Annotated in this window: 25 protein-coding genes and 1 other RNA gene; 8 read left to right on the top strand and 18 right to left on the bottom strand. The window is 42.9% G+C overall.

Annotated features, from left to right (window positions below):
* Positions 1 to 117 precede the first annotated feature (117 nt).
* A complete protein-coding gene (locus RT064_RS04585; RefSeq protein WP_313062006.1) occupies positions 118 to 1,194 on the top strand; it encodes a WavE lipopolysaccharide synthesis family protein in 1,077 nt (358 codons plus the stop codon).
* 131 nt (positions 1,195 to 1,325) lie between these two features.
* Here RT064_RS04585 and RT064_RS04590 read toward each other — a convergent pair whose 3' ends face one another.
* The 7 genes from RT064_RS04590 to nadR form a co-directional block, all read right to left on the bottom strand.
* Positions 1,326 to 2,057: a glycosyltransferase family 2 protein gene (locus tag RT064_RS04590; RefSeq protein WP_313062007.1), complete on the bottom strand. Its 732-nt coding sequence runs from the start codon at positions 2,055 to 2,057 to the stop codon at positions 1,326 to 1,328.
* Complete coding sequence (locus RT064_RS04595; RefSeq protein WP_313062010.1) at positions 2,048 to 3,622, bottom strand: aminoglycoside phosphotransferase family protein; 1,575 nt, start codon at positions 3,620 to 3,622, stop codon at positions 2,048 to 2,050. Before RT064_RS04595 ends, RT064_RS04590 begins: the two co-directional genes overlap by 10 nt.
* Positions 3,623 to 3,668: 46 nt before the next feature.
* Entirely contained in the window at positions 3,669 to 4,040 is a 372-nt protein-coding gene (locus RT064_RS04600; RefSeq protein WP_313062011.1) for an HAD-IIIC family phosphatase, read from the bottom strand.
* 441 nt (positions 4,041 to 4,481) lie between these two features.
* Positions 4,482 to 5,672: a hypothetical protein gene (locus RT064_RS04605; protein ID WP_313062012.1), complete on the bottom strand. Its 1,191-nt coding sequence runs from the start codon at positions 5,670 to 5,672 to the stop codon at positions 4,482 to 4,484.
* Positions 5,673 to 5,822: 150 nt separating this feature from the next.
* Positions 5,823 to 6,278, bottom strand: a complete 456-nt coding sequence (locus RT064_RS04610) for an Mpo1 family 2-hydroxy fatty acid dioxygenase (protein ID WP_101964646.1) — start codon at positions 6,276 to 6,278, stop codon at positions 5,823 to 5,825.
* A 166-nt stretch (positions 6,279 to 6,444) separates the two neighbouring features.
* Positions 6,445 to 7,191 carry a nicotinamide riboside transporter PnuC gene (pnuC, locus tag RT064_RS04615; protein ID WP_313062013.1) on the bottom strand — a complete coding sequence of 249 codons (747 nt, stop codon included), beginning with the start codon at positions 7,189 to 7,191 and terminating at the stop codon, positions 6,445 to 6,447.
* A gap of 111 nt (positions 7,192 to 7,302) precedes the next feature.
* On the bottom strand, positions 7,303 to 8,376 hold the full coding sequence (nadR, locus tag RT064_RS04620) for a multifunctional transcriptional regulator/nicotinamide-nucleotide adenylyltransferase/ribosylnicotinamide kinase NadR (protein WP_313062014.1): 1,074 nt from the start codon (positions 8,374 to 8,376) through the stop codon (positions 7,303 to 7,305).
* Between the two features lie 470 nt (positions 8,377 to 8,846).
* Here nadR and RT064_RS04625 point away from each other — a divergent pair, with 470 nt between their 5' ends.
* Complete coding sequence (locus RT064_RS04625; RefSeq protein ID WP_096488610.1) at positions 8,847 to 9,068, top strand: PspC domain-containing protein; 222 nt, start codon at positions 8,847 to 8,849, stop codon at positions 9,066 to 9,068.
* Between the two features lie 232 nt (positions 9,069 to 9,300).
* On the opposite strand, the gene RT064_RS04630 is transcribed toward RT064_RS04625, so the two are convergent.
* Together RT064_RS04630 and RT064_RS04635 are read right to left on the bottom strand one after the other, a co-directional pair.
* On the bottom strand, positions 9,301 to 10,839 hold the full coding sequence (locus RT064_RS04630) for a fumarate hydratase (RefSeq protein WP_313062015.1): 1,539 nt from the start codon (positions 10,837 to 10,839) through the stop codon (positions 9,301 to 9,303).
* A 150-nt stretch (positions 10,840 to 10,989) separates the two neighbouring features.
* Positions 10,990 to 11,862, bottom strand: a complete 873-nt coding sequence (locus RT064_RS04635) for a rhomboid family intramembrane serine protease (protein ID WP_313062016.1) — start codon at positions 11,860 to 11,862, stop codon at positions 10,990 to 10,992.
* Between the two features lie 229 nt (positions 11,863 to 12,091).
* Between RT064_RS04635 and RT064_RS04640 the strand changes: the two genes are divergently transcribed.
* Positions 12,092 to 12,772 (top strand): alpha/beta fold hydrolase, encoded by a 681-nt coding sequence (locus RT064_RS04640; protein WP_313062017.1) that lies wholly within the window; start codon positions 12,092 to 12,094, stop codon positions 12,770 to 12,772.
* Positions 12,773 to 12,939: 167 nt separating this feature from the next.
* A complete protein-coding gene (locus RT064_RS04645) occupies positions 12,940 to 14,142 on the top strand; it encodes an extracellular solute-binding protein (protein WP_313062018.1) in 1,203 nt (400 codons plus the stop codon).
* Here the strand turns inward: RT064_RS04645 and RT064_RS04650 are convergent.
* Both RT064_RS04650 and smpB read right to left on the bottom strand, forming a co-directional pair.
* Positions 14,139 to 14,930, bottom strand: a complete 792-nt coding sequence (locus RT064_RS04650; protein ID WP_313062019.1) for a methyltransferase domain-containing protein — start codon at positions 14,928 to 14,930, stop codon at positions 14,139 to 14,141. The genes RT064_RS04645 and RT064_RS04650 overlap by 4 nt on opposite strands.
* A complete protein-coding gene (smpB, locus tag RT064_RS04655) occupies positions 14,927 to 15,397 on the bottom strand; it encodes an SsrA-binding protein SmpB (RefSeq protein WP_313062020.1) in 471 nt (156 codons plus the stop codon). The genes RT064_RS04650 and smpB overlap by 4 nt, the downstream gene beginning before the upstream one ends.
* A gap of 420 nt (positions 15,398 to 15,817) precedes the next feature.
* On the opposite strand from smpB, the gene coaD reads away from it, so the two are divergent.
* The 4 genes from coaD (at position 15,818) to rnpB (ending at position 17,512) form a co-directional block, all read left to right on the top strand.
* Entirely contained in the window at positions 15,818 to 16,342 is a 525-nt protein-coding gene (coaD, locus tag RT064_RS04660; protein WP_313062021.1) for a pantetheine-phosphate adenylyltransferase, read from the top strand.
* A gap of 43 nt (positions 16,343 to 16,385) precedes the next feature.
* On the top strand, positions 16,386 to 16,649 hold the full coding sequence (locus RT064_RS04665; protein WP_095356403.1) for a YfhL family 4Fe-4S dicluster ferredoxin: 264 nt from the start codon (positions 16,386 to 16,388) through the stop codon (positions 16,647 to 16,649).
* Between the two features lie 66 nt (positions 16,650 to 16,715).
* Positions 16,716 to 17,129, top strand: a complete 414-nt coding sequence (locus RT064_RS04670; RefSeq protein WP_007115445.1) for a PaaI family thioesterase — start codon at positions 16,716 to 16,718, stop codon at positions 17,127 to 17,129.
* A 28-nt stretch (positions 17,130 to 17,157) separates the two neighbouring features.
* An RNA gene (rnpB, locus tag RT064_RS04675) (RNase P RNA component class A) lies at positions 17,158 to 17,512 on the top strand.
* A 141-nt stretch (positions 17,513 to 17,653) separates the two neighbouring features.
* Here the strand turns inward: rnpB and RT064_RS04680 are convergent.
* The 7 genes from RT064_RS04680 to RT064_RS04710 all read right to left on the bottom strand — a co-directional run bounded on the left by RT064_RS04680 (position 17,654) and on the right by RT064_RS04710 (position 25,306).
* Positions 17,654 to 18,160 (bottom strand): BLUF domain-containing protein, encoded by a 507-nt coding sequence (locus RT064_RS04680; RefSeq protein ID WP_313062025.1) that lies wholly within the window; start codon positions 18,158 to 18,160, stop codon positions 17,654 to 17,656.
* 344 nt (positions 18,161 to 18,504) lie between these two features.
* On the bottom strand, positions 18,505 to 19,401 hold the full coding sequence (gene argB, locus RT064_RS04685; RefSeq protein WP_219333768.1) for an acetylglutamate kinase: 897 nt from the start codon (positions 19,399 to 19,401) through the stop codon (positions 18,505 to 18,507).
* 61 nt (positions 19,402 to 19,462) lie between these two features.
* Positions 19,463 to 21,031 carry a phosphomannomutase/phosphoglucomutase gene (locus RT064_RS04690; RefSeq protein ID WP_313062027.1) on the bottom strand — a complete coding sequence of 523 codons (1,569 nt, stop codon included), beginning with the start codon at positions 21,029 to 21,031 and terminating at the stop codon, positions 19,463 to 19,465.
* Positions 21,032 to 21,143: 112 nt separating this feature from the next.
* Positions 21,144 to 21,608 carry a dUTP diphosphatase gene (gene dut / locus RT064_RS04695; RefSeq protein ID WP_065252349.1) on the bottom strand — a complete coding sequence of 155 codons (465 nt, stop codon included), beginning with the start codon at positions 21,606 to 21,608 and terminating at the stop codon, positions 21,144 to 21,146.
* Between the two features lie 206 nt (positions 21,609 to 21,814).
* On the bottom strand, positions 21,815 to 22,384 hold the full coding sequence (locus RT064_RS04700) for a porin family protein (protein WP_313062030.1): 570 nt from the start codon (positions 22,382 to 22,384) through the stop codon (positions 21,815 to 21,817).
* Between the two features lie 444 nt (positions 22,385 to 22,828).
* A complete protein-coding gene (locus tag RT064_RS04705; protein ID WP_313062032.1) occupies positions 22,829 to 24,868 on the bottom strand; it encodes a UvrD-helicase domain-containing protein in 2,040 nt (679 codons plus the stop codon).
* A 222-nt stretch (positions 24,869 to 25,090) separates the two neighbouring features.
* Positions 25,091 to 25,306, bottom strand: a complete 216-nt coding sequence (locus RT064_RS04710; protein ID WP_313062033.1) for a hypothetical protein — start codon at positions 25,304 to 25,306, stop codon at positions 25,091 to 25,093.
* Between the last annotated feature and the right edge of the window lie 132 nt (positions 25,307 to 25,438).

Raw genomic sequence — 25,438 nt, forward strand, 5'->3', positions numbered from 1 at the left:
AAGTCAGATAACAAATCACTGACCGATAATTAAACAAAATTGCGCTATGATGACGGGTTAGCAGATAACAATAATTTATGATAAGAATTTAACTGATAACCAGCATCATGGAAACCTATGCAAGCAAATACTCTCCCCAGTCAGTCAGTGACGGTTATTTTTCAAGGTGGTATCAACGTTCATCAGCTAGGGCAGGGCGGCGATGATGGCAGTGATTTTATAGCTAACGTTGCTAAAACCCGAGCAGCATTGCCCCAGGCAACCATTGTATTATCGACTTGGGATACGCTTGTGTTGCCCACCGAGTTTGACAGCGCCGACAAATTGGGTATCGATCAGCTGATTTTAAACCCTGATCCTGGTGGGCTACCCAATATCAAATTTGGTTATGACGCCCCTAACAACGTCAATCGACAAATTATCTCCACGCAAGCAGGTTTAAGCCAAGTCAGCACCGAATATGCGCTCAAACTACGCACCGATAGCTACTTGCTCAATGACAATCTACTACAATTTTATCGCTATTATACCCAGCAAGTAACGTTACATTCCCAGACCCATTTATCCTCAAAAAGTAAAGGAACTGACTACTCACCAATAGTAGTGCCGTCGTTTTTTACCATCGACCCCAGCATGTTTGAGCATATGGCGTTTCATATCAGCGATTGGGCGCAGTTTGGTAAGACTGATCGACTGCAAGCGTTTTGGTCGGCACCCCTGATGAGTCGTGACAATGCCACTTATTTTGAGTCGCATGCACAAGATATCGATGCCAAATTTGCGGACAATACTTTTCGCACGCGGTTGGCTGTCGAACAGCATATTGCCAGTCATTATGCCAATCAAATCGGCTACGCCGCCACACCAAGCTACTACAATGAGCTCAACGAACAGATTCTAGAGGCGCACAAGGCATTTTTGGCGAGTGACGTGATTGTGCTTGATATGACAGACTACGGACTACGGTTACCCAAATACGAGTGGACATTGACCGATGCTTTTATGGCGATGAACTGCATCAGTCATGATGACTGGTATCAGCTGTTTTATCAATATTGGTATCCCAACCAAGTTGACGAAACCCGCTTGGCGCATGCGGATGAGCGAGCGGTGATGAAAAGTATTGCCGCGGCAGAGTTTTATCAAACTAGCCCAGTTGATCAACAGCAGATTTTCTCGCGTCTTTATCCCTAAATTCGCTAAATAAAAAAGCTTACCCAACAGATGGTAAGCTTTTTTTCCAACAGTTAAACAATTAAACGCCAATTTTTAAACATCAATCTTTAAACCTCAATCTTTAAACATCAATCTTTAAACATCAATCTTTAAACATCAATCTTTAAACCGTGGGCTTTAAGCGCTTGGTATTCATCCGGCGTACCGCAAAAATCAATGTCGTCCTCAGTGATTTTGACATAGCCAACCCTGCCGCCTTGTGCGATTAATAAATTATACATCGGGGCGATATAATATTCGTTGTTAACCGTCAACTGTTGCGCAATCGCTTGTTGAAACAACGATAGATACTGCTGCTTGGATTTAAAATAATACAAGCCATCACTGCAAAGATTGGAGATACGCTGTTTTTCGGTGGTTTTAATCACCTTATCATGGTCATCGACGGCGATAAATGACCAATGATCGCCTTCGCCTTCAAATACTTCTAAATAGCCATCAACAGACTCTACCCAGTCAGGTTTTTCAAAACCATAGCGAAAGGTATCGATGTTAAAAATATAAATTGGCTCATTGTCATCAATGCTAGGATTACCGAGACCTAGAGCTACTGTTTCAGCTTGTCCTGCTGTCTCGCCATCAAGGGTATGAATCATAAAATTGCGCACACCCAAGCGCGTTAATCGCTCAGCAACAAATTGCGGGGTGTCATATACATCGCGCACGATAAGCAAAAACAAATCGGTACTAAAATAGCGCTCAAACGACTTGATTGCCAAATCAAAAACAATGGTGTCGGCAATCGACAATTGATACTTAGGCACTTCAAAGCCTGCCTTAAAAAAACGACTGCTTAGCCCTGCCATCGGGATTACGAACATGTCACTGCCTCCATCACATACATTTTGTATAAACGATAAGCATTGAGCAGCATGGCGCGCTGGCGATCGGGTCTATCTGCGTGCAAGGGTAGCATGGATAAAAACAATAACACCACCGCTGGCATGATAGATTCTGTGGTCATGTCATTGACCCAGGTGCCGGCAAAAAAGTCTTGCTGGATTTGCTCCAAACGCTTATCAATATCGAATCGTATATCGCTGCCACTAGGGCTATCGATAATTTCATAACGCCCTGCGATGATAAAATCATACATACCAATCACAGAATGGGTGAGCTTGGCTAAATCATAGCTTGCGTTGCCAAAAATACTAAAGTTGCCGTTAGAATCCGTACCACGTGGGTCAAAAACTTTTACCCGGCGACCGCGCATGTCATACATGATGTTGCTAAAACATAAATCGCCATGCATCACACTCACGGTGTTTGGCAGTGCTAAGGCTTTGTCGATACAATCTTGCGCAATCTCTAGCGTACTGCCAAGCATCGTTTCATCATATATCACAGGTTTGTTCAAATCGACATCGGCATCATCGGCATACGCATACAGCCGCTTTAAGGTTTTTTTATGGTACAAATCTTCGGCATACGATTTGGCAAACCCGGTTTCGATATGACGATGCACGTCGGACTGATTGGCCATACTGAAAAATTCTTTTAATAGCTGAAAAATATGTTGCCAAAATTCAGTGGTATTTAACCCATGCACATACAACTCATTGAGCGGTAATAACGGCAAGAACTCTAAGCTATAACTAAACTGTCCGTCCACTTGCTGATAATCAATCAACTGCGGGGTAAAACGTCTGAGTGGCGCAGGAATATGGGTGTACCAATAAATTTCCGCTTCAATTTTGTTGTTGTCATCACTGCTTTTGGTGACAATGCCTTCACGAATCTGCAATGAATTAAAGGCGCGTTCGGTGGTCATATTGGCACGGGCATGAATATAATGGACAAAATTACTGCAGTCATAATACGACTCAATGTTGACCGATTTCATTGGCATCGTCTGTTGGTACAAATAAATCGCCCGCACAAAATTTTTCTTACTAATCGCCAAGGCTTTAATTAACTCCAATCGTGAGGAAAAGGCAAAATAGCCAATCCAATCGGTGGGGTTTTCTTTCATTTTTTTGGTTTGTTGCCAATCGTATTGGCGCGTTTTATCCGACACGCCAATACAATCTGAGTCATCAACTAAGTGTGGTAAAAATACATCCCCTTGGATGATACGAATATGCTGGTATGATTTATCAATGGCTAGATTAAGCACATATAAAATTGTCTCAGCCAATGCCAAATTTTCAGGGATTGTTACCACATCAATGGGAAGTGACTCAATCACTGCTTTTTCATTGAGGGTCAAGGTATAAGCTTCGGGTAGTGACAATAGAATTTTTTCATGGGGGAATTGTTGGCGTACCACATCGACTTGTAGCTGTAACAGTTTTTTATTGCCGATGGGCAGCATGCAAGGCGGAATGCGCCCAATTTCTGCTTCAAATTCGGCATTGACATAGGAAGAGGCGTTAATAAGTATCATGGCGTTAAATTACCTTAAATGTCGTTATTGTTGTTTTTATTTTCTATTAAGGTGTTAAATCAAGTAGCTGGCAAATCTCTGCATAGCTTAGCTTGACTAATTCATCGGGTCGAATAGCTTTGTCATCCACATAAAACCCTTCAAAGCCGCACCAAGGTTTACCTACGTATAATTCATCATACGGGATATCATGTCGTCCCAGCCAATCGATGATAATTGGTAATGTGTTTTTATTAATAGCGCCAACATTGCCTTGATAGGTGCGCATATTGCGACTGGTATTGATGACAATGGTAAACCCTTGTCGGTGATAGTCTCTAAGTTTTTCAATAACTTCGGTGATAGGTTGGGCATTGGCATAGTCGCCGTTTTGGGTGGTGCATAGGGTGTCATCTAGGTCAAAGATTAGCCGCTTCATTGTTATTATATTCCTAATATGGCAGTGATAGACTTAAACTAAAATTTTTTGTATTATTAATAAAATCAAGTATTTGATTGTTATTTTAACTTCAATACCTTAAAACGAATCCCTACCAAATGATATTACTTATTCATTACTTATTGTAATTTTAGGTAAGAATACAAGAAAAAAATCGATTATAGGGCTTAACCACAATGCTTCATGTTGGCTAAACTGCTTTTAAACCATTAATCAATCGATGTTGACAATTTTTGAAAGTTAGCCATAGTACGAAAAATGCAGTAAAAATTGGGTGAGAGCCTGATAAATCTAAATGAAATAGGTTGTGATTTGATGAAAGATTGGCTCTTATTAACGATGGGCAAATAGGATAAAAGATTAAAAGGCGAAAAAGCTAGAAGAACAGTAAGCAAAAATCCACAGCAATTCGCGAAAAATTTATTTGATAGCGACGTAACTATGGACTTTGTGCATACGACCCAGCGCGTTTTTCCAGCCACGGGCATTGGGCATAAAGGCTTGGCAATTATCTAAGTGATAGCCATAGCCTGCATTGCCATACGCCATCAAAAAACTGCCATCCAAAAAACCTGACTGCCCTATGACAAAGCCGTTACCTTGATTAAATCGCGCTTCAGCACCGTTACCGAGCAAGGTGGCATTGATTGCGGTGTAGCCATGACCTTGATTGTGGTTGGCATTGGCGTGGGTGATATCGATACTGGCGTGATGACGGACAAAATAGCCACCGACCACGTTTTCGTTGCCAAGACTGCGATTGGCCAAAATACGCCCGCCATTATCAGCAAAATAGCCGTAGCCATAATTGCGAAAGGCATTGGTACGTCGGTTGATGCTATTGCAGCTTAGCATACCATTGTGCAGCGCCAAAAAGCCATGTTTGTTTTCGCTGGCACTGGTATCATGGCACCACATCGAGCCATTGGTGAGTGCATAAAACCCTGCGATATGGTTGTGTGCAGACACGCTGTTGTCGGCATTGATAAAGCCGCTGGATTCAGCGCAAAATCCAAAACCCAACTCTTCATCCAAATGCGCACAGTGATACGCCTCGCATTGCTGGGCATCTATCGAGCCCCCATACGCAAAAAACCCAACATCCCCCGAAAACTGTACAATCACCCCAGGCTCACAGCGGATGCTTGAGCCAAAGCGGGCGGCAACCCCATAATAAAACTTATTGATACGGACCTTTGACCCCACGAGCACTTGGCTATTGTAATTGCACATGATACCGGCACCATAGCCTTCATCTTGCCACTGTCCATAGCCCAAAAACGCCTTAGTACCATTGATAGTCATGCCATCGATTTTAAAAATACCATTGCCCCGCTGCATCAAAAAGCCACAGCGGTTATGAGCATCATCAAAATGTAATTGCACCTTATCAGGATGGTCCAAATTGCCAATAATCTCTACCCGATCACTAAAAAAATCAATTTCAACTTGGCTTAAATAATACTCGCCATCGGCAATTTTGATTTGGATAAAGCCTCTATCCCCCAAATTATTTAATTGGCTTTTACAGTAAGCCAAAGCCGCGTGAATAGTCGGGAATGTTTGCGGCACGTCAATACGTTGCCAGCGGTTGGATACTTTTTTAATCATAATAACAGCAAGCTAACAAGTGATATGGTACTCAAAATGAGTAGGTCGACCATACATCGCCAAAAAGCCTAGCGATAGTTAAAGCCATTGCAATTATCTAGGAAATAGCCGCTGTAATATGTTGGGTTTTCTTAGTGAATATGAAGTTTTTTATGACGTTTTAGGTTTTGCCAATTTTTCACTCAACGAATTCGCGACCCAGGCAGGACCAATCAACAAAAATTGTAAGTCTTCAAAAAATGACGGTTTTTTGCCCTCAATTTTGTGACCGACAAATTGCCCAATCCACGCTACCACAAATACGCCAAACCAAAACTTAAACCCAACTGGCAAAATAGCAATCGCTGCTAAGCAAAACAGCACAAACATGCCCATGGCAATAAATAATTGGGTAGACAGACGTAGATAAAACAGCATTACCAAAGCAATCAGTACCAACGTAAATGCCGCTTGCCATGACATACCCATACCTAAGATACTGGCAAAAATGGTGGGTACGCACAGCCAATGAATTTTTTTATTGATAGGGTGTTGGTGGCTCACGGCGTAGTCAGCCAGCCAGCTTTGTAGGGATTTTTTTGAGTGAAGCAGGGTCACGGTTGCCATAATCTTCTTCCTTAAAGATAATAAACACAATGAAAAAATTGCTGATAAAAAATGGGTGTGACTCCCATCAGTTACCACTGAATCGTATCACACCCTAGTCGTTTGTCAAACCAGCGAATTTACCCGGATAGGTTTTGATATCAGTGGCTTTTGATAACAATGGTTACTAGGCTAAGCCTTTGGCTTTTTGCTCACTGCGATACCATTCATACAGCCCCACAAACGCATTAATTTGGTACACCATGGTTTGAATGGCAAAAATATAATTTTGCGACATCAAGTTGACAATCAGCCAGACAAAATTCACCGCAATCCATAACCACCAGTTAAATGAATAGCGTAAAATCATCGTGGCTTGCGCTGTGATGGATAGCACAAATGCCAACACATTAATCCAAAAAAAATCAATCACGCCCAAAAATTTACTGCCATCGTCGGCGACTACGCCATAACCCATCGACGTTAGCCAATTATTGACAGTTGGAAATAATGCCAAGCCAATCGCGATAAAGGCAATGGTTACCAACCAAACAATTTTATTGGCTGATTTGGGAATCATATTGCCATCGCCATCGGTGTTTTTTGACCAATAAAAAATGCCATATAAATGGGTAAAAAAGTTAAACAATGGCGCGAGCATCAAACCCACCGCACCCGCGGTTCCCTGTACAATGGTTTCACCTGCCGTTGCCAACATACCAAAGCCATTACCTGCGATATTGCGGCGAAAACTCAGCGATACCACACACAATAGCCCGATAAAAGACACCCCCAAATAAAACCAGTCTAACGCTCGATGTTCTGTGGTCAACCAAAACCCCGTAGCCAATGCCACCACCCCAAAAAAGAACCATACCACCGTCCATTCTTGTGCCCATTCACCGGTAATTTTATCCAAAATTGCAATTCGCATTTCGCCTCCAGCCGTCATTACAACACTTTTTAATTAAACTTTAAAAAACAAAACCAAAAATTTTTAGCATATTTACCAAGCATGTCTACCAAGTATGTCTACAAAATTATTTTATGCCTCGATATCTTGGTAGTGGTGAAAAACGTATGCATCAATAAGCGCAATGGCATCCAAGAATCGCTGATGATAGTCTGGACTATCAATAAACAGCGGCGCAATATGATGACGGGCAAAGATTTGTTTTAAACGATTTTCAAAACGCTCACGCTGGGACTCGCTACCTAGTGAGCGCATGCCATCGGCAACCCAAGGGGTGTTATTGGCAAGCATCAAGGTATAATCTAAGCGAAACTCATCGATACAGGCGGTCAAAAACGGGTGGGTACGCCCTTCATATTCTTCACAGAATGCTTGGGTTGTCACAAAATCCGTATCCACCAAGGTGATTGGGGCAGGGGCAAAGCGTTTGGCGGCGCGTATAGCTTGTTCATGGTCAGTTGCCATAAGCGGATAGTCATCGTATTGCATACCAAGCTCAGTACCGCCCAAATCGGTTTGCACAAACAGCCGTCCCATTTCTAAGCCATAGCTTGCACCATAATAGTTGGCTAATTTATGCAGTAGTGTGGTTTTACCTGAGCTTTCACCACCCACCAACGCCACAGTTTTGGTGTAGTCGCCTCGCGCTTGCGGGTGAATGGCTGACCAATACAGCGCGGGGTTATTGTGAATCTTACGGCTATCAAAACCGTGCTGGCGTGGCGTAGTCACCACAGGTAAATGTAAATCATAATTGACAAACGGATGGGTTTCATCCATAAACACCACAGGGGTTATTACCTCTGCCTCATGGCTAGACGCGCTCAACTTGGGATAACGTTGTTGTAAATCCGCTAATACCGCATTGACCTCACCAACGCTCAAATCTTGATAATTATCTTCATAAGAAGGGGTTACCAAATCAGGTAAAATCTCTATATGCACAAATGGCAAATCAGCAAATGCCATGGTCATCCAGCGCGCTTTATCTTTCAAATCAATGGAAAAATTTGGATTTGGCGCAGGGTGAGCGGTAATAAAAATATATAAATCTTTGACTTGCCCAGACGCATGCAAAATCGTTCTTACATGCCCCAAATGCAGCGGCTCAAAATGCCCAATAATGATACCCACATCTTGCATCATGCTTTCCTCAATAATTCATCATGGTTTTTTTAACTATTTTTTATCGGCTTGATTTTTTGATTACTTGGATAGATATCCCTAGTAAGGATATCTAGTAAGCATATAAAGTAACGCTATAATAATCGATTAGCCTCGATGAAGTTACAATCGTTTGTAACGCTAGTATCACAATTTGTAAGAATCGGTGCACGGACGCTACTAAACACACTATATAGCCGCAAAACTACGTTCGTTATAATCTCTCATGATAATAATGCTGTAGAAAAAGTTACTAAAAGAAACATCATTCTACGTTTTGTCACCCAACTACACCCTGCATTTGCTTATAATAAATCGTAACCAAAACATAGCATTTTTAACCAATAATTTTAGCTGATGGCATTAAGTTTTAAAGGCGTTAAATTTTAAAGATGTTAGGTTTTAACTAAGTAGTAAGTGGTTTTCTCTATTTTTAACAGGTAAAAAATTGAATGGCAAATAAACTGGTAAAACTTCATCGCTCTCAGAATCATCGTATGATTGCAGGTGTGATGGGGGGTATTGCAGAGTATCTTGGCTGGAATGTAACATTGGTGCGTTTGTTGTTTGTGATTATCTCAACGGCAAGTGTCGCAGTACCAGGCATTTTGATATATATCGTATTATGGATTGTCATGCCAAATGCTACCCAAAATTCCTATCGTACGGTTTGATGGGTGTTTAGGTGTATTTGTAACACAACCAAATCGCTAAAAGACAAGTAGCAAGTAGCCAGAAAATTAGAAAGATTATAAATAATAACAACTAGCTATAACAATAACTATAAACTTCTCCACTTTTCCTCCTTCCCAGATAATACATTATCTGGGTATTTTTTTAACCTAAAAAAAGCCTTAAGGAAATGCTTAAGGCTTTTGTTTATATTAAAAATCTTGAAAAAATTGACTAAGGCACAAAACGTACAGGCTCGGCAATCACTTGCTGGGCGCGTTCTGCGACTTTATCAAAACGGTGGATACTGTTACCTTGGTTGTCAACAGCGACGGTCACAGGCATATCTTCTACTTCAAACTCATAAATCGCTTCCATGCCTAGCTCTGGGAAGGCAAGTACTTTAGCGCCTTTGATAGCTTTTGATACCAAATAAGCGGCACCGCCCACTGCAATGAGATAAATTGCACCATGTTTGGCAATGACTTCACAGGTCGCAGGGCTACGCTCGGATTTACCGATCATCCCAATCAAGCCTTGATCCAAGATTGTGTCGGTGAATTTATCCATACGCGTTGAGGTGGTGGGACCCGCAGGACCGACCACTTCATCGCCCACTGCATCGACAGGACCGACATAATAAATAAAGCGATTTTGTAAATCCACGGGTAGTGTTTCGCCTTTGGCAAGCATATCTACCATGCGTTTATGGGCGGCATCACGACCCGTTAAGATTTTACCACTAAGTAGTAAGGTATCACCGATGTTAAACTGACCTAAGGTTTCTTTGGTTAAGTCGTTAACATTGACTTTAATCACATCATCGGAGCCAAAGGACACTTCTGGCCAATCTGATAGGGAAGGGACAGGCAAGGCTGCTTCACCTTGACCGTCTAGGGTAAAGTGAATATGACGAGTCGCCGCACAGTTTGGAATCATGGCAACCGCTTTGCTTGCGGCATGGGTAGGAAAGTCTAGTACTTTTACATCTAGCACGGTAGTCAAGCCGCCAAGACCTTGGGCGCCAACGCCAAGCTCGTTCACTTTGTCATACATATTGAGACGTAAGCGCTCGACGCTATCAAGCTCGGCACCGCTTTGGGCTTTGGCTTGTAAATCGTGGATATCGATGTGTTCCATGAGTGAGCGTTTGGCAAGCATCATGGCTTTTTCTGGCGTGCCGCCGACACCGATACCTAAAATACCAGGTGGGCACCAACCGGCCCCCATTTGAGGAACGGTTTTTAACACCCATTCTTCAATCGAATCTGAGGGGTTTAGCATCGCAAATTTTGCTTTGTTTTCTGAACCGCCACCTTTTGCGGCACAAATCACATCAACTGTGTCACCCGGTACCACGCTCATGTGAACCACCGCTGGCGTGTTGTCTTTGGTGTTTTGGCGTTTGCCAATTGGGTCTACTAGGATGGATGCCCGAAGTGGGTTGTCTGGATTGTTGTAAGCACGGCGTACCCCTTCATTAACCATGTCTTCAACGCTCATCGCTGAGCCTTGCAAGTCCCATTGCACATTCATACCGATATCAAGGAACACCACCGCACTACCGGTATCTTGGCAAATCGGACGATGACCCATCGCTGACATACGGCTATTGGTGAGGATTTGCCCCATGGCGTTTTTGGCAGATTGGTTGGTTTCTTTTTGCCATGCTTCATATACAGCATCAACGAAGTCTTTTGGGTGATAATAACTGATGTATTGAAAGGCGTTGGCGATAGAATTGATAAAGTCGTCTTTCTTGATGACGGTCATTGGCTAGTCCTTTTCACTGGCTAAATAGTGGCGCTATTATAGCATTGTCATTTGCTAGATTGGCAAACAAGATTGGCAAAAGGGCGTAGGAATAAGCGTTTTAAACGGTTAACGCCTAAAATTTTTATCTCATTAAAAAATTATTAACAGTTAGTGGATAATACTTGGCAATGCATGATTGAGTAATTGCATAAAACTGATATGTAACCAGCCATACATCGCCATAAATCCCACTATCAACACGACATAGCTTGCAGTGATAATTTTACCCTTTAACACAACTAAAGAAGGCGGGATGAATGGGGCAGTGCTGCCAGAGATGGGTCCATCGCCAAGATGATTAGGTGGCCAAGGTGTGCTACTAGCTTTATGGGCGAATAGCTGCTGTTGGCGGATAACGCGATACTGCATGACGTACACCATGCCCAGCAAGCCACCTATAATTGCACCGCCCACATGACTGGCATTATCGATACCGCCCACCAAAAAACCATAGCCCAAATTAATCACCATGACTATCAATAATGAGCGAAAATTTAACGCAAAATTATTGAACGATGTTTTGGTTAGCGCTGTCACCAATAGCGCCATCCCAATGCCCATGATACCACCTGACGCACCGGCACTAATGATTGGCGGCTCACCTGCCATCACACTATGCAAACCCAAAAAGTTATTGAGCAAATTGCCGCCAACCCCTGATAACAAAAACAACGCTAAAAAATTGACAGCGCCAAACATCCGCTCTGCCACTTGTCCAAAATAATATAAAGCAAACATATTAAACAGCAAATGCATAAAACCAATATGCAAAAACAGACTGGTCACCAATCGCCACGGCGCTTCACCCAGCGAAAAGGGTAAAAAATTGGCACCCCAAGCAATTAACGATTGATTAGTGGGATTGGTCGGATTGACGCCAAAAAATAGCTGTAATGCAAACACCCCAACACAAATTACCACTAGCGCCAACGTGATAGGGTAATGGTGTAAAGCTTGTTGGATTGGGGATTCAAATGCCATAGCGCGCCTTATGTAAACCAATTTAAGCCAAAAGGTTAAAAGAAAAAAGCCTGTATAAAATCATTATCATCAATTCACAAATCGCAATTATAGTATGAAATGGTAACAATGTTTTGCAAACTCGTTTGCTGAATGCAAAAAATGATAAGCTAAGCGGGCGGCATTTTCGCCAAATTTTTAGCATCATAAATACAAATCATAAATACAAATCATAGATACAAAAGGATTTATGATAAAACGCCAACCCAAACCGCTTGTCATCCTTATTCATGGTCTGCACATGCATGCCTGGGCGATGCGACCGCTTGCCAAAAAACTCACCAAACTTGGCTACGAATGTCACAGGTTTGGGTATTTTAGCGTCGCGCATAATCTTGCCAATCATAGCCGCCGTTTGCACCGCTGGCTGACCAAACATGAAAAAGCGGGTGTGCCCATTTATTTGGTCGGGCATAGTCTGGGTGGACTGGTCATTCGAGACTTTTTGCAGCGCTACCCACAGTGGCAGATTACTCGCTGTGTGACACTTGGGACGCCGCATAATGGTAGCATCAGTGCCAATAATATCGTCAAAATCCTGCCCAAATTCGTCGGTCGCTCGTATCTGCAGGGGCTAGATGGCAATGTGCCGGCACTCAAAGATACAGTGCAGCTAGGTAGTATTGCGGGGGTTCGTTCGGTGGGGCTTGGCAAAGTGGTATTACCCCGTAACCGTGAGCTTGCCAAGCTTGAGCCGCATCTGCAGCCCAATGACGGCACGGTATTTGTGCATGAAACCCAGCTTGCCGCTGCCAAAGACCATATCATCGTCAATGCCTCCCATACGGGACTGCTGATAAATGATGAAGTAGCGATGCAAATCCATCATTTTTTGCAACAAGGGCATTTTTTGCATCCAAAAAATTGTTGAGACAAAATAGTGTTAAAAAACTATTCATTCAACGTTTTTTTAAGAATTACGTTGGGGCAAAATGCTATAATCATCCAAAGTTTTTTAGGCGCTCTATTGAGCGATGATATATTTAGCCATAATCCATTGAGCGATGGTCAGGCAAAGCTGTTGAAGAAGGTTAAGCTGTGTTGAAAGCAAGTGATGGGATGGGTTGTATGATGGGTCATAAGGTGCGTACCAATGTCAATGCGCAATCATCCACCATCAGCGCTTTGTTAATTGCCTCGGTGAGTATATCGGGTGCGACCTTAACTGCCTGTAGTCCGTCATCGACGCCGCCATCCACAACATCACAATCGGCTTCGACCACCGCTTCGAGCGCTAATGGCAATCATGCCAGTAATACCGATGCGATGCCAAATGCCAGTATTGCGAGTGCGGCGGCTGCAGTGCCCAATCAACTCACGATTTACACCTCCATTGACAAAGCGGCGCTTGAGCCGTTATTAACTAGCTATGCTAAGCAAATCAATGTGCCGATTCATATCGTGCAAGATGAGCCAATGTCAATTTTGGCACGGTTAAAAGCAGAAGGTGCCAATAGCCCTGCAGATGTGATTTTGACTGAAGATGCGGGTATTTTTAGTATCGCAGTCGAAGAGGGGCTGTTACAACCCTTTAATGCCGAAAAAGCAGTGGCGCATGTCCCAGAGCGTTACCGCGATCCTGATGGCAATTGGATTGCGTTATCTAGCTACGCGCGTACCGCAGTGTATGATAGTCGTGTACTCCATAGCAATGATATCTCAAGCTATGCCGACTTGTCGAAACCAAAATGGTCACAAAAACTGTGCCTAAGCCAAGGCAAATACATCCCTAATCAATCACTGGTGGTCAATCTCATCAATAATCTGGGCGATAAACGCACCCAAGAAGTGATGCAAGGCTGGCTTGCCAATCTAAGTGTACCCCTGCTGCTGGATGACAATGAAGTGCTAAAAGCCATAGAAAGCGGCAAATGCCAAATCGGTCTGGTCAACAGCAACCACTACGGACGCTATCTACAAGCGCATCCCGATACCCCGATTAAAATCAAATGGATCAATAAGGGCTACGGCGGCGTCAGTACCAACATCACAGCGGTGGCTATTCCCCATGCCGCCAAGCATACCGAGTTGGCGCTGGAGCTGATTGAATGGCTGGCTGCCAAAGATCAGCAATCGCTGTATGCCAGTTTAAGTAACACCTTTCCGATTGACCCCAATGCCGAAGCCTCAGTATTACTCAAGTCTTGGGGGGATATCGAAGTTAGCCCGATACCTGTCAGACTGTATGGCGAAAGACAAGCGATGGCAGTCGATTCCATGCAGCAAGCGGGTTATTACTAATTAGCTTTGCTCACCAAAAAATGCAAATAACGCCCTAGCCATTTATAAGGGTCTTGCCCGCTATAGGCGACTTCCATATCAATCACCGCTTGTGGATTGGTATGCCCACCACGCTTGAGCGGTGAGTAATCATGAAACACCCGTAACCCTGAGGTATGCAAGATTTGGTAGTGATGGTCATTAATCCAAGCAAGCACCTCATCTTTTGCCACTGGGTGATTGGGGGTCAAACTGCCATTATCGGCTTTAAAATCTTTGTTATGTAGTAGATTAAAATTGCCCATCACCAAGTTACGATACACAAAGCTGGCAGGGTTATAAAAACACAGCGATAGCACCCCTTTTTCAGCGCCATCATACGCGAGCCAGCGATCAAAAAAATCCATAATCAGTTTGGGCTCAGCCAACCACTCAAGCACGGCATGGCACAGAATCAAATCGTATTTGCCCGTTAATTTAGCATCCAATTGCTGATAAGGGCAGGTATGCCAGGTGATATTTTGTGCCGCCTCGCCTGCGTTTTGTTTGGCAATCTCAAGCATATTGGCAGAGATGTCATTGATGGTGACGTCATGTCCGTCTTTGGCAAGTTCGATACTGATTTGCGCCAAGCCTGCACCTACATCCAATACGCGAAGCGGTCGATTGTGTGTCTGTTGCCAGGATTTTACCCAGCCAAAAATATCATGGCGCAGCACGGCAAGGCGAATTTCACCTTTTAAGCCGCCGTATATTTTTTTTTCAAAATGCGCGCTGATGTCATCAAAATTGCGGTCTTGGTTAATCATATAAGGTTTTTTAGTCCGCGTTGTTTTTCGCGTTGATAATCACGCTCTTTTAAGGTGGCGCGTTTATCGTGTAGTTTTTTACCCTTAGCAAGGGCAATTTCGCATTTGACGCGGCCATGACTCCAGTACACTTTGAGCGCTACACAGGTATGACCTTTTTGGTTAACCATGCCAAAGAGCTTATCAATCTCGCGGCGGTGTAGTAGCAGCTTACGGGTGCGAAGGGGGTCAGCGACAATGTGAGTCGATGCCGATAGTAGCGGCTGAATGTGCGCGCCAAACAAAAAGGCTTCACCATCTCTAAAAATCACATAGCTTTCGGTGATACGCATTTTACCGGCACGGATGGATTTGACTTCCCAGCCGAGTAGCTCAAGCCCCGCTTCAAAGCTTTCTTCAATAAAATACTCGTGACGCGCTTTTTTGTTGCTAGCAATCAGGCTAGGCATTTTTGGTTTTTTAGTCATTTAGGTTTCCTTACTGCAACATCGCGGACGTACCCAATGCTGCACAGCGTGTTTTAATCATCTTATTGCCATAATCTTACTACAACAATCGTGTTGCCATAAATCAGTATGACAAGCCGTTTAATATGGCGATAAAACCCAATAAATCAATTCATAGATTTTGATTACTAAGTTTAATTTTTTGATTGTTGGGCTTTGGATTACTAAGTTTTTTATTGCTAGGCTTTACCCTAAATTTTAATTAGGCTTTGGATAAAATGCTGCAAAGCTGTCATGATAACACGCTAAACACAAATTGATAGTGAGATTTGATTGTTAATTGGGGTCAATTTTTGCTAGGATTAGCAACAAACTAGCAATCTTTGTTTTAGCCGTATTGTTAGCGCCAGATAGCGCATTATTTATCATAAAGAGACAGCCATGTCAGCAGCCAGCCAGCCAATTGCCAACCCTTATACTAAAATTATCTATCCGGGTACATTTGACCCGATTACCAAAGGGCACCTTGATTTGATTAAACGCGCTTGCCGCCTGTTTGATGAGGTGATTATCGCGGTGGCGATTGGTCATCATAAAAAACCGCTATTTACTTTAGAGGAACGGACTGGACTGGTAGAAAAAGCCTGTCATGATAAAGGCTTGAGCAATATATCTGTCATTGGCTTTGATGGGTTGTTGGTGGATTTGGCAAAAAATCAACAAGCCACAGGTGTGCTGCGTGGACTGCGGGCGATGTCAGATTTTGAGTATGAATTTCAGCTCGCCAATCTCAATCGTGAACTAGACCCAAATTTTGAAGCGGTGTTTTTGACCCCATCGCAGCAATATTCTTTTATCTCCTCAACGTTGGTGCGCGAAATTGGCAAATTAGACGGTGATGTGAGTAAATTTGTACCGCCGTGTGTCGAAGAGGCATTTGAACGAAAAAAACAACAGGGTTGGTAAGTCGTGGTAAAATAAACGTTTCTTGGTAAACGTTTTAAAAGCTATGGCATTAATAATCACTGATGAATGTATCAACTGCGATGTCTGCGAGCCACTTTGCCCCAACGATGCAATTTATGTGGGTGAGTTGATTTATGAAATTGACCCTGCGCTGTGTACCGAGTGTGTCGGTCATTTTGATGAGCCGCAGTGTTCGCTGTTTTGTCCCGTACCTGATTGTATCCCAAGAGATCCCAACTATCTAGAGACGCCAGCGCAGTTGCTGCTCAAATTTGAGCGCATCACCCAAACTAAAACCAGTCAATAAATTTTTATAACCGTTATTTTTCACAACGTCGATTTTTAACAACGCTATTGTAGATAAGGAATGTCTATGCCCGCCAATAAAGCAGAACTGAGTGCTTTTCTGAAGCAATCTTTCCCCCAAGCCAACTGCCACATCGAATCGGTCGGTAACGGGCAAGCCATTGTATCCCATCCTATCGGTGATGATGAATTACGACCCGGTGGCACGGTATCAGGGCCTGTGATGATGAAAGTGGCTGATGTTGCGCTATATGTGGCTATTTTGGGTGAAATCGGTATCGTACCATTGGCAGTGACTACCAATCTTAACGTGTCTTTTCTACGAAAACCCTCTGCACAAGCCAACCTTATCGCGAAATGCCAGCTTATCAAAGTCGGGCGCACGCTTGCGGTAGGCGATGTATTGATTTATTCAGAAGGTGATGACAGACCTGTGGCACATGCAGTCGGTACGTATGCGTTGCCTGCTGACCGTGACTAAATAGATAAAGCCTGTTATAATGCTTGCCTTGGCAGACCAGACGAACGCTGCTTGCCCCTGTTTACAGTGGGTAAGGGGAGGAAAGTCCGGGCTACACAGGGCAGAGTGCCAGCTAACGGCTGGGGGGCGTAAGCCTACGACAAGTGCAGCAGAGAGTAGACCGCCTTAGCAATAAGGTAAGGGTGAAAGGGTGGGGTAAGAGCCCACCGCATGACTGGTAACAGTTCATGGCAAGGTAAACTCCACTCGTAGCAAGACCAAATAGGTGTCCGTATGGCGTTGCCCGCGTTGGACACGGGTAGGTTGCTTGAGCGTATTGGTAACGATACGCCTAGATGAATGTTCGTCCTAGACAGAACCCGGCTTATCGGTTTGCCATGCTTATTTTAATCAACCTATTGTTATCAATAGGTTTTTTATTTTTACGGGTGGCAATAATACCGTTTTAACTTCCTGATTATCATAAATCGAGAAGCTGGCTTAACTTGCTTAACTTCCCGATTTAGTAGATTTGACATTAGCCACTAACCTTGAAACGGCAGGGTGAAATTTCGAATACGCATAAAGCGTTTACTAAACAGTGAGTTGATAGGTTTTTGCGGCGTGATGTAAGTGATTCTTTGCTCTGACATAATATCAATTAGCTTGACGACTTCTTGCATGCCCCAACTATAGACATCAAATGATTCGATAAAAGCATGGTGTTTAAAGAGATAGGCATGCTTGGATAAATCAAAACAACCCATAAACCAGTTGTCAAATATAGTATTTGAAATATAGCCTTGACCAATGATTTTGATATGGGTGTGGCGATTATCTTGTTTTAAAGCATGCAGCAAGTTTGCACACGCTAACTCATCGCCTTCATAATACTGAAAAAACTTACCCGCATCATACAGCAAAAAACCAGTGATACCAGAGCGGGTATTATTTTTAATAGATTGGTTCAGAATGTGGGTAAACGTATGTTGATTTAACGCCGCAGTCAGCGTTATTTCACTACAATAAGCCATAAAGTATTTTTGCGACATCCCAACAGTCCTTGGTAAGTGGTACGTGAATATCAACTCCAAATAATTGCTACTATCGCCTAGAGCCGCTTGCAACATTATATAAATTTGCAAATTAAAATAGCCATGATAGTCAAAATTAGAAAAAATACCAACTACATTTGTGTTGTAATACTAAAATATATCCTCTAGTTGCTATAAAAATTATCGCAACTGGGCGATTATTGGTGAGAGAAGGTAGTATTGCTAGTAAGCACAATATTTGACCAATATCGTGAGCGAAAAAAAACCGCTTGAATCAGCGGTTTATTAAACCAAAAGCAACCCAAAAACAACTCAGAAACATCAGTAACGCAAAAGTTACTTTATGGATGGCGGCTGATGAGGGTACCAACGCCTTTATCGGTAAAGACCTCTAGCAAGGTTGCATGCGGGACACGACCATCGACAATCACCGCACTTTTTACCCCGTTTTTTACCGCTTCTAATGCATAACTGATTTTTGGAATCATGCCGCCAGAGATAGTGCCGTCGGCAATCATTTCATCCACTTTGGCAGGGGTAAGTCCAGTGGCAACATTGCCTTCTTTATCAAGCACCCCTTTGATGTTGGTGAGCAAAATCAGTTTTTCCGCGAGCATGAACTCAGCGACTTTACCCGCTACCACATCGGCATTAATGTTGTAAGTATTGCCTTCATCATCCACGCCAAGCGGTGCGATGACAGGAATAAAGTTAGAGGCAATCATTAAGTCAATCACATCGCGATTGATGCTGACCACATCACCCACAAATCCCAAATCAATTTGTTGCTCGTTGCCTTGCTCGTCCGTTTTGGTCATGGGTAATTTTTTAGCGCGAATGAGACTGGCATCTTTACCGGTTAAGCCAATAGCACGGCCACCGTGTTTGTTGATGAGATTGACGATAGATTTGTTGACGCTACCACCAAGTACCATTTCCACCACATCCATGGTGGCTTTGTCGGTCACTCGCATGCCATCAATGCGGTCAGAGCTGCGCCCCAATTCTTTAAGCAAGTTATCGACTTGTGGACCGCCGCCATGGACGACCACAGGATGAATGCCTACGGTTTTTAACATGACGATATCTCTGGCAAAAGAACTCTCTAATATCGGATCAGTCATGGCATTGCCGCCGTATTTGACTACCATCACTTTACCTTCAAAACGCTGGATGTAGGGTAATGCTTCGGTCAACACGTCAGCGGTATGCATGGCTTGCTCAAGATCTAATGCCATTTCAAATCCTTATATAATTTTGCTAGAGACGTTTTTTAAAATGCGATTTTACAAGCGGTGTTTATACAGGCTGAATTTGTGCGACTTGTTCGGCAAGGTTGTCATCAACCGTACGACATAAGTCAACAAAAATAGATTGAATATGCCGCAGCTCGGCAACGTCATTGGCAGAAAAACGCACGGTCAAAAAACTGCCCGTATTTGACTTGCGTAAAATACCAAATCCCTCGGCAAAATCCAAGCGTAACCCATCAATCGTATTGACATTTTTGACCGCAAATGAAGATTTTAACCGTTTAAACGGCTTTTTACCCAGTGCCGTGATACGAGCAATCACGGTTTGACCATAATGGTTATCCGCAATAGGTAGGTACATATCTGCCGTACTAATACAAGTGGGCAAACTCGCTAGGATATCAGTGAGGCTAATAGGTTGATGGCTCAGCCAATTGAGCAAGCGGGCAGCTGCGTACATGGCATCGTCATGCAACACAAAATAGCCATCGTTAAAAATAAAATGCCCTGATAACTCACCTGCAAAAATTGCGTTGTTTGATTTGTTTTGTAACGACTTTCGCATCAAGCTACTGCCAGTTTTGGTCATCATTGGGATGGCGCCATGCGAAGTGATGAGATTGGGTACGTGATGCGAGCATTTGACATCAAAAATGACTTTTTTATCGGTTGATGTATGCGCACTGGGCAATTCTTCAATGGCAATGCGAGAGAGTAGATAAAGCAAATTGTCAGGGCTGATCATCTGACCCTGTGCATCAATTACCATCACCCTATCGCCATCACCATCAAACGCCAAGCCGATATCTGAGCCTGTAGCTTTGACTGTGTTAGCTAACTGCATCAAGCGATTGGACTGCGTTGGGTCTGGGTTGCCTTGGGGGAAATTGCCATTCGGGGAAGCGTTTAGCATGATGCAATAATAGCCAAGCTTGCTAAATAGAGCCTCTGCAAAATCACTGGTCGCACCATGCATACAGTCGATGACAATTTGCTGTGGGGCATGAAAATAGGTGGTTTGAGTGAGTTTGGCTTGATTGATGTGAGTAAAAGCCTGCTCGATAGCCTGGATATAAGTTGCAAAAAAATCCTTGGGCGTTGTATAAGTAGTTTGCTCGATGGCAGCAATAAGCCTGTCATCAGGCACGATGGCTTTGTAGCCAATTAAAGCCTCATAAAGCTGCTGCACATCATCACCGCTTGGCGACTCATGATTGATAAGCCATTTAATGCCATTGATATGTTTTTGCGAATGACTGGCGGTGACCATCAGCCCATTACCGGAAAATTGCTGTGCCATAAATGCCATCATCGGCGTGGTTGTCAATCCCAACCACTGCACTACTAGACCGGCTTGCTGGCAAGCATACGCCATATATTTGGCAATTTCTTGGCTTTGCTGGCGAGCATCATAACCGATGATAACCGTCGGTTTGGGCGCCGCTAACGTTGGCGTTGTTGCCGCGGTTTGGTGAGCATATAAAAAAAGCTCGGCAAACGCCCTTGCCAATGACCAGACAAAATCATCAGTAAATAAGGTGACATCACCACGAATATCGTAAGCTTTAAAAAGGGATTTTTGCGGAAAAAAAGGATGAATAAACAGAGTATTCATAAAAAAAACATCTAACTGATTTTATACTACCAAAATCATAGCATTGAAATTTGGCAAAATAATTAAATACTCTGTTATAAATTGTTAAAAAAAAATGAGAAAACGGTAACAATTAATGGGTTCCCGTTGAGCCAAAGCCGCCTTCACCGCGTACACTGATATCAGAAAACTCCGCTACAATCTCAAAAGTCGGACGCGCAATCGGCACGACCAAGTACTGCGCCATTTTCTCGCTAGGTTGTAACACATAATCGGTTTGACTACGGTTCCAGATAGAGACCATTAATTCGCCTTGGTAATCCGCATCAATCACACCCGTCAGATTACCCAGTACAATGCCATGCTTATGTCCCAGCCCTGAGCGCGGCATGATAAAACCGACATAATCCGGGTCTTGGATGTAGATGGCGAGTCCTGTACCAATCAACTGGCTTTCACCAGCTTTTATGGTGATAGGCTCATCGATACAAGCGCGCAAATCTATACCCGCCGAGCCGTCTGTCGCCCGATGAGGTAGGGGAAATTTATCATCATTACCAATTTTGGGGTTTAAAATCTTGACTTGTACTTGCTTCATGCTTACCAACTTATCATATAGGTTTAAAAAAATGTATAAAAACCACTATATTATAAACCTAATTGGCACCATATTGAGCGAATACCAAAGTAAGTTTTCTTAACCAAAAAGAAAAAACTAAAAGAGAAACCAAAAAAAGAGTAGCGATAAGATACTCTTTTTTATTGATATCAAGCATTCATCTATTAATTCAATTAGCAATTCAATTAGAATTTATAGTGAGCACCGACAGTGACTAAGTCTGAATCCACTGAAACATTATTTGTTACGTCCACTGAAGGCAGACGCGTATATTCAGCTTCTACAGAAGCATTTGGTGAAAGGTTATAACCTAAACCGACACCACCTGCAAGACCTGACTCATCATATTTATCATCACCAAAATCAACTTGGGTTTGCGCAATACCTAATTTACCTTTGGCATAAACATTCGATGCTGGGAATTGGTATTTATAAGTACCATATAAACCCGCCGTGTTAGTGCTAATTTCACCTACTTTCGTACCGCGATATTTTAGATCTTCTTTTGAAGAATCCACATATTCAACTTCCGCACCAAAGTTAGGGGTAAAATTATAACCTGCATACACACCATAAGCCGTTTGGTTGTCAGCATCAAAACGGTCAGCATCAGTATTAAATTGACCCGCTTTTACACCGACATAGGGTTGACCGGTGTAGCCAACAGTATTGGTTTGGTATAAGGCAGCGTTTGCACCTGCAGTTACAACCGTACCTGCAATTAAAGCTAAAAGGGTTTTATTTAAAGTTTTCATCGTCTTCTCCTTTAGAAGTTTTTTGAAAAGTATCACAACAAGCCATGTAAAATTTTAGTTAAGTTCATTTGAATATTAGCTATGTAACTAGTTGCTACTCAGCGTTATTAGTTCACCCTGATTAATTAACCAGTTATTGCCCTGCTCGTTTTGTTAAAGCCATCATAGCAAAATAAATTTAGATTACTGTCTGTGTTTAACAGGTCGGACGTTAAGTTATGAAATGAAATTTGCCAAAAAGGTAACTAAGCTACCTATTTGAAATTTTTTGTTACATTTCCTATCAAACAGCTGTTTTCAAAGAAATATTTAGTTACATTTACTTGTGTGTTTGGGTCAAATATTTGTCATACAGGCTGTTTTTCAATAAAAAAAGGGCTTAAAGTTACCTTTTTTGCCCTTTTTTTACGCCTTTTCTTCTACGCTGTTTTTTTTATCAAGTAATTATTTGGCAGCTTTGCTTTTGAGTAACGCCTGAATATTGGCCAAATAATCCTCTGCGGTTTTCTTGGGTTGATGCGCTGCCACTGATTTTTTCATACCAGGAGCATCGATATGTTCCGTCGGCAGTTCGTCGATAAATCGGCTAGGGGTGGTGGTTTTCATTTGCCCGCCTGCACGGCGCTGTGCAGCCATCGTCATGGTAAGCTCTTTACGGGCACGGGTAATCCCCACGTACATCAAACGTCGTTCTTCCTCGATGGATTCAGCAATAATGGAGTTTTTATGCGGTAATAGTTCTTCTTCAAGTCCCATGATATAGACATAATCAAACTCAAGCCCTTTAGCGGCGTGTAGCGTCATCAGATTGACTTTATTGGTATTTTCCTCTTCCTGCTGCTGCTCAAGCATATCAAGTAACACAAGCTTACGAATGACTGCATCAATGGTGCGATCATCGTCATCATCCGCGCGGTTAATCAGGTTTTGGATACTGGCGTATAAGGTCTCGATATTATCAATACGAATTTTTTCTTGCTGCGGGGTTTTTGCTTCGCTTCGTACCAAATCAATATAGCCAGTTTCATCAATCATTTGCTTGACCAGCGGCACAGGGTCGGGATGCTGGTATAGCTCTTGGGTGTAACGCTCGATAAAATCAGCAAATTCTTTAAGCTCGCCACTGGCTTTTTTGGGTAAAACATGCGTCAGTCCACTATGACCACTTGCCATCAAGAGCGAGACTTGGTGTTCTTGGGCAAATAGTCCGAGCTTTTCAAGACTGGCAGGTCCAAGCCCACGTTTTGGGGTATTGATAATGCGTAGAAAGGCACTGTCGTCTTCAGGATTTAGAATCAAGCGCAAATAGCTCATAATGTCTTTGATTTCACTACGGGCAAAGAACGACGTGCCGCCCGATAACTTATAAGGAATTTGCAGCTGACGTAGCTGAGCTTCCAACATACGCGCCTGAAAGTTACTACGATACAGTACCGCATAATCTTGCCAGTCATTGGCATTGCGAAGTTTGTGGGTGATGATTTCTTTGGCAACGCGCTCTGCTTCATCATCATCGTTACGACAATTGATGATGCGAATCAGCTCGCCATGCCCTTTATCTGACCATAATTTTTTTTCAAATAAATGCTCATTATTGGTGATCACTGAGTTGGCAGCGTGCAAAATACGCGACGTAGAGCGATAGTTTTGCTCAAGTTTAACCACCTTTAATTTGGGAAAATCCTCTTGCAGCAGTGCCATGTTTTCAGGTTTTGCCCCACGCCATGCATAGATGGATTGGTCATCATCACCCACCACCGTAAAACGCGGCTGCACGCCAACTAACAGTTTAATCAATTCATATTGCGCGGTATTGGTGTCTTGGTATTCATCTACCAATAGATAGCGTATCCGATTTTGCCATTTGTCACGTACTTGGCTATTTTCCTGTAATAGCCGTGTCGGCATCACAATTAAGTCATCAAAATCCACCGCATTGTAGGCACGTAGGTTACGCTCGTAGAGTTGATACAGCGTTGCAAATAGCATATCTTCAGGGTCGGTCAGCGTATCCGCTGCTTTGTCAGGAGGGATGAGGTCGTTTTTCCAATCCGAAATCATTTTGATAGCTTTACCGACCAATTCACGGCTCTCGGCACCGCTCATGTTGTCACGTACCATCAAATCCATCAACAGCCGCTTGCTATCTTCGGCGTCCATGATGGAAAAATTACCTTTAAGCGGTGTATGCAATAACTCGTAACGTAAAAACTGCAAGCCAAATTGGTGAAAAGTCGAGACAGTTAAGCCTTTGGTTTTGTCACTCGGTAACAATTTTTGCACACGGGCTTTCATCTCGCGAGCCGCTTTGTTGGTAAAGGTCACTGCGGTAATACGCTCGGCTGGCATTTGACATTCTTCAATCAGATAAGCGATTTTACGAGTAATCACCGATGTCTTACCCGAACCTGCACCTGCCAGTACCAGCAAGGGTCCAGAGACATATTGCATGGCTTCTTGTTGACGAGGGTTTAATTGGCTCATAGTCGCTTCCACCGTAATAAAAGTTGCTCAGTAAAAAATTGACAATCGACTATTATAGTCTAAAGCGCAAAAGATAAGGGCATAGTTGACGGTAAAATTTTGAGAAATAATCCGTGCAATAATCCATAAGCCAGTGGTTGTCAGTTGCTGCCATAAAAAAAAGATGCCGCATCGCATCTTTTGTTAATTTAATTTTCTGTTAATTGAATTGATAACAATAGATTAATTATGGGTAGACAATACCACCTGTTGGCTCGGCTGATTTAAGGTACTAACAACCGCATCAGTCGGACTTATTGATGGCTGAGTATCTGTTGTCAAATTAGCAGAAAGTTTAAAGCTGAGTGCCAAAAATAACATCATAGCCACTGCCATCATGGCGTTTTTGATTGGGCTATTAGAAATCGAACTATTAGAAATTGGTGCATTACTCATCATCTTATCCTCGATTAATTAGCTAACAGATACCACTCTCGTCTTTTATTTGTTATTAACCCCATTATCTGCTTATTTTTTTCAAAAATATAATGCCAAAAAGTAATCAATTATTGCAAAACGCTAAAAATGACG

It is taken from the genome of Moraxella sp. CTOTU49097, assembly GCF_032064105.1.
Taxonomy (GTDB): Bacteria; Pseudomonadota; Gammaproteobacteria; order Pseudomonadales; family Moraxellaceae; genus Faucicola; species Faucicola osloensis_B.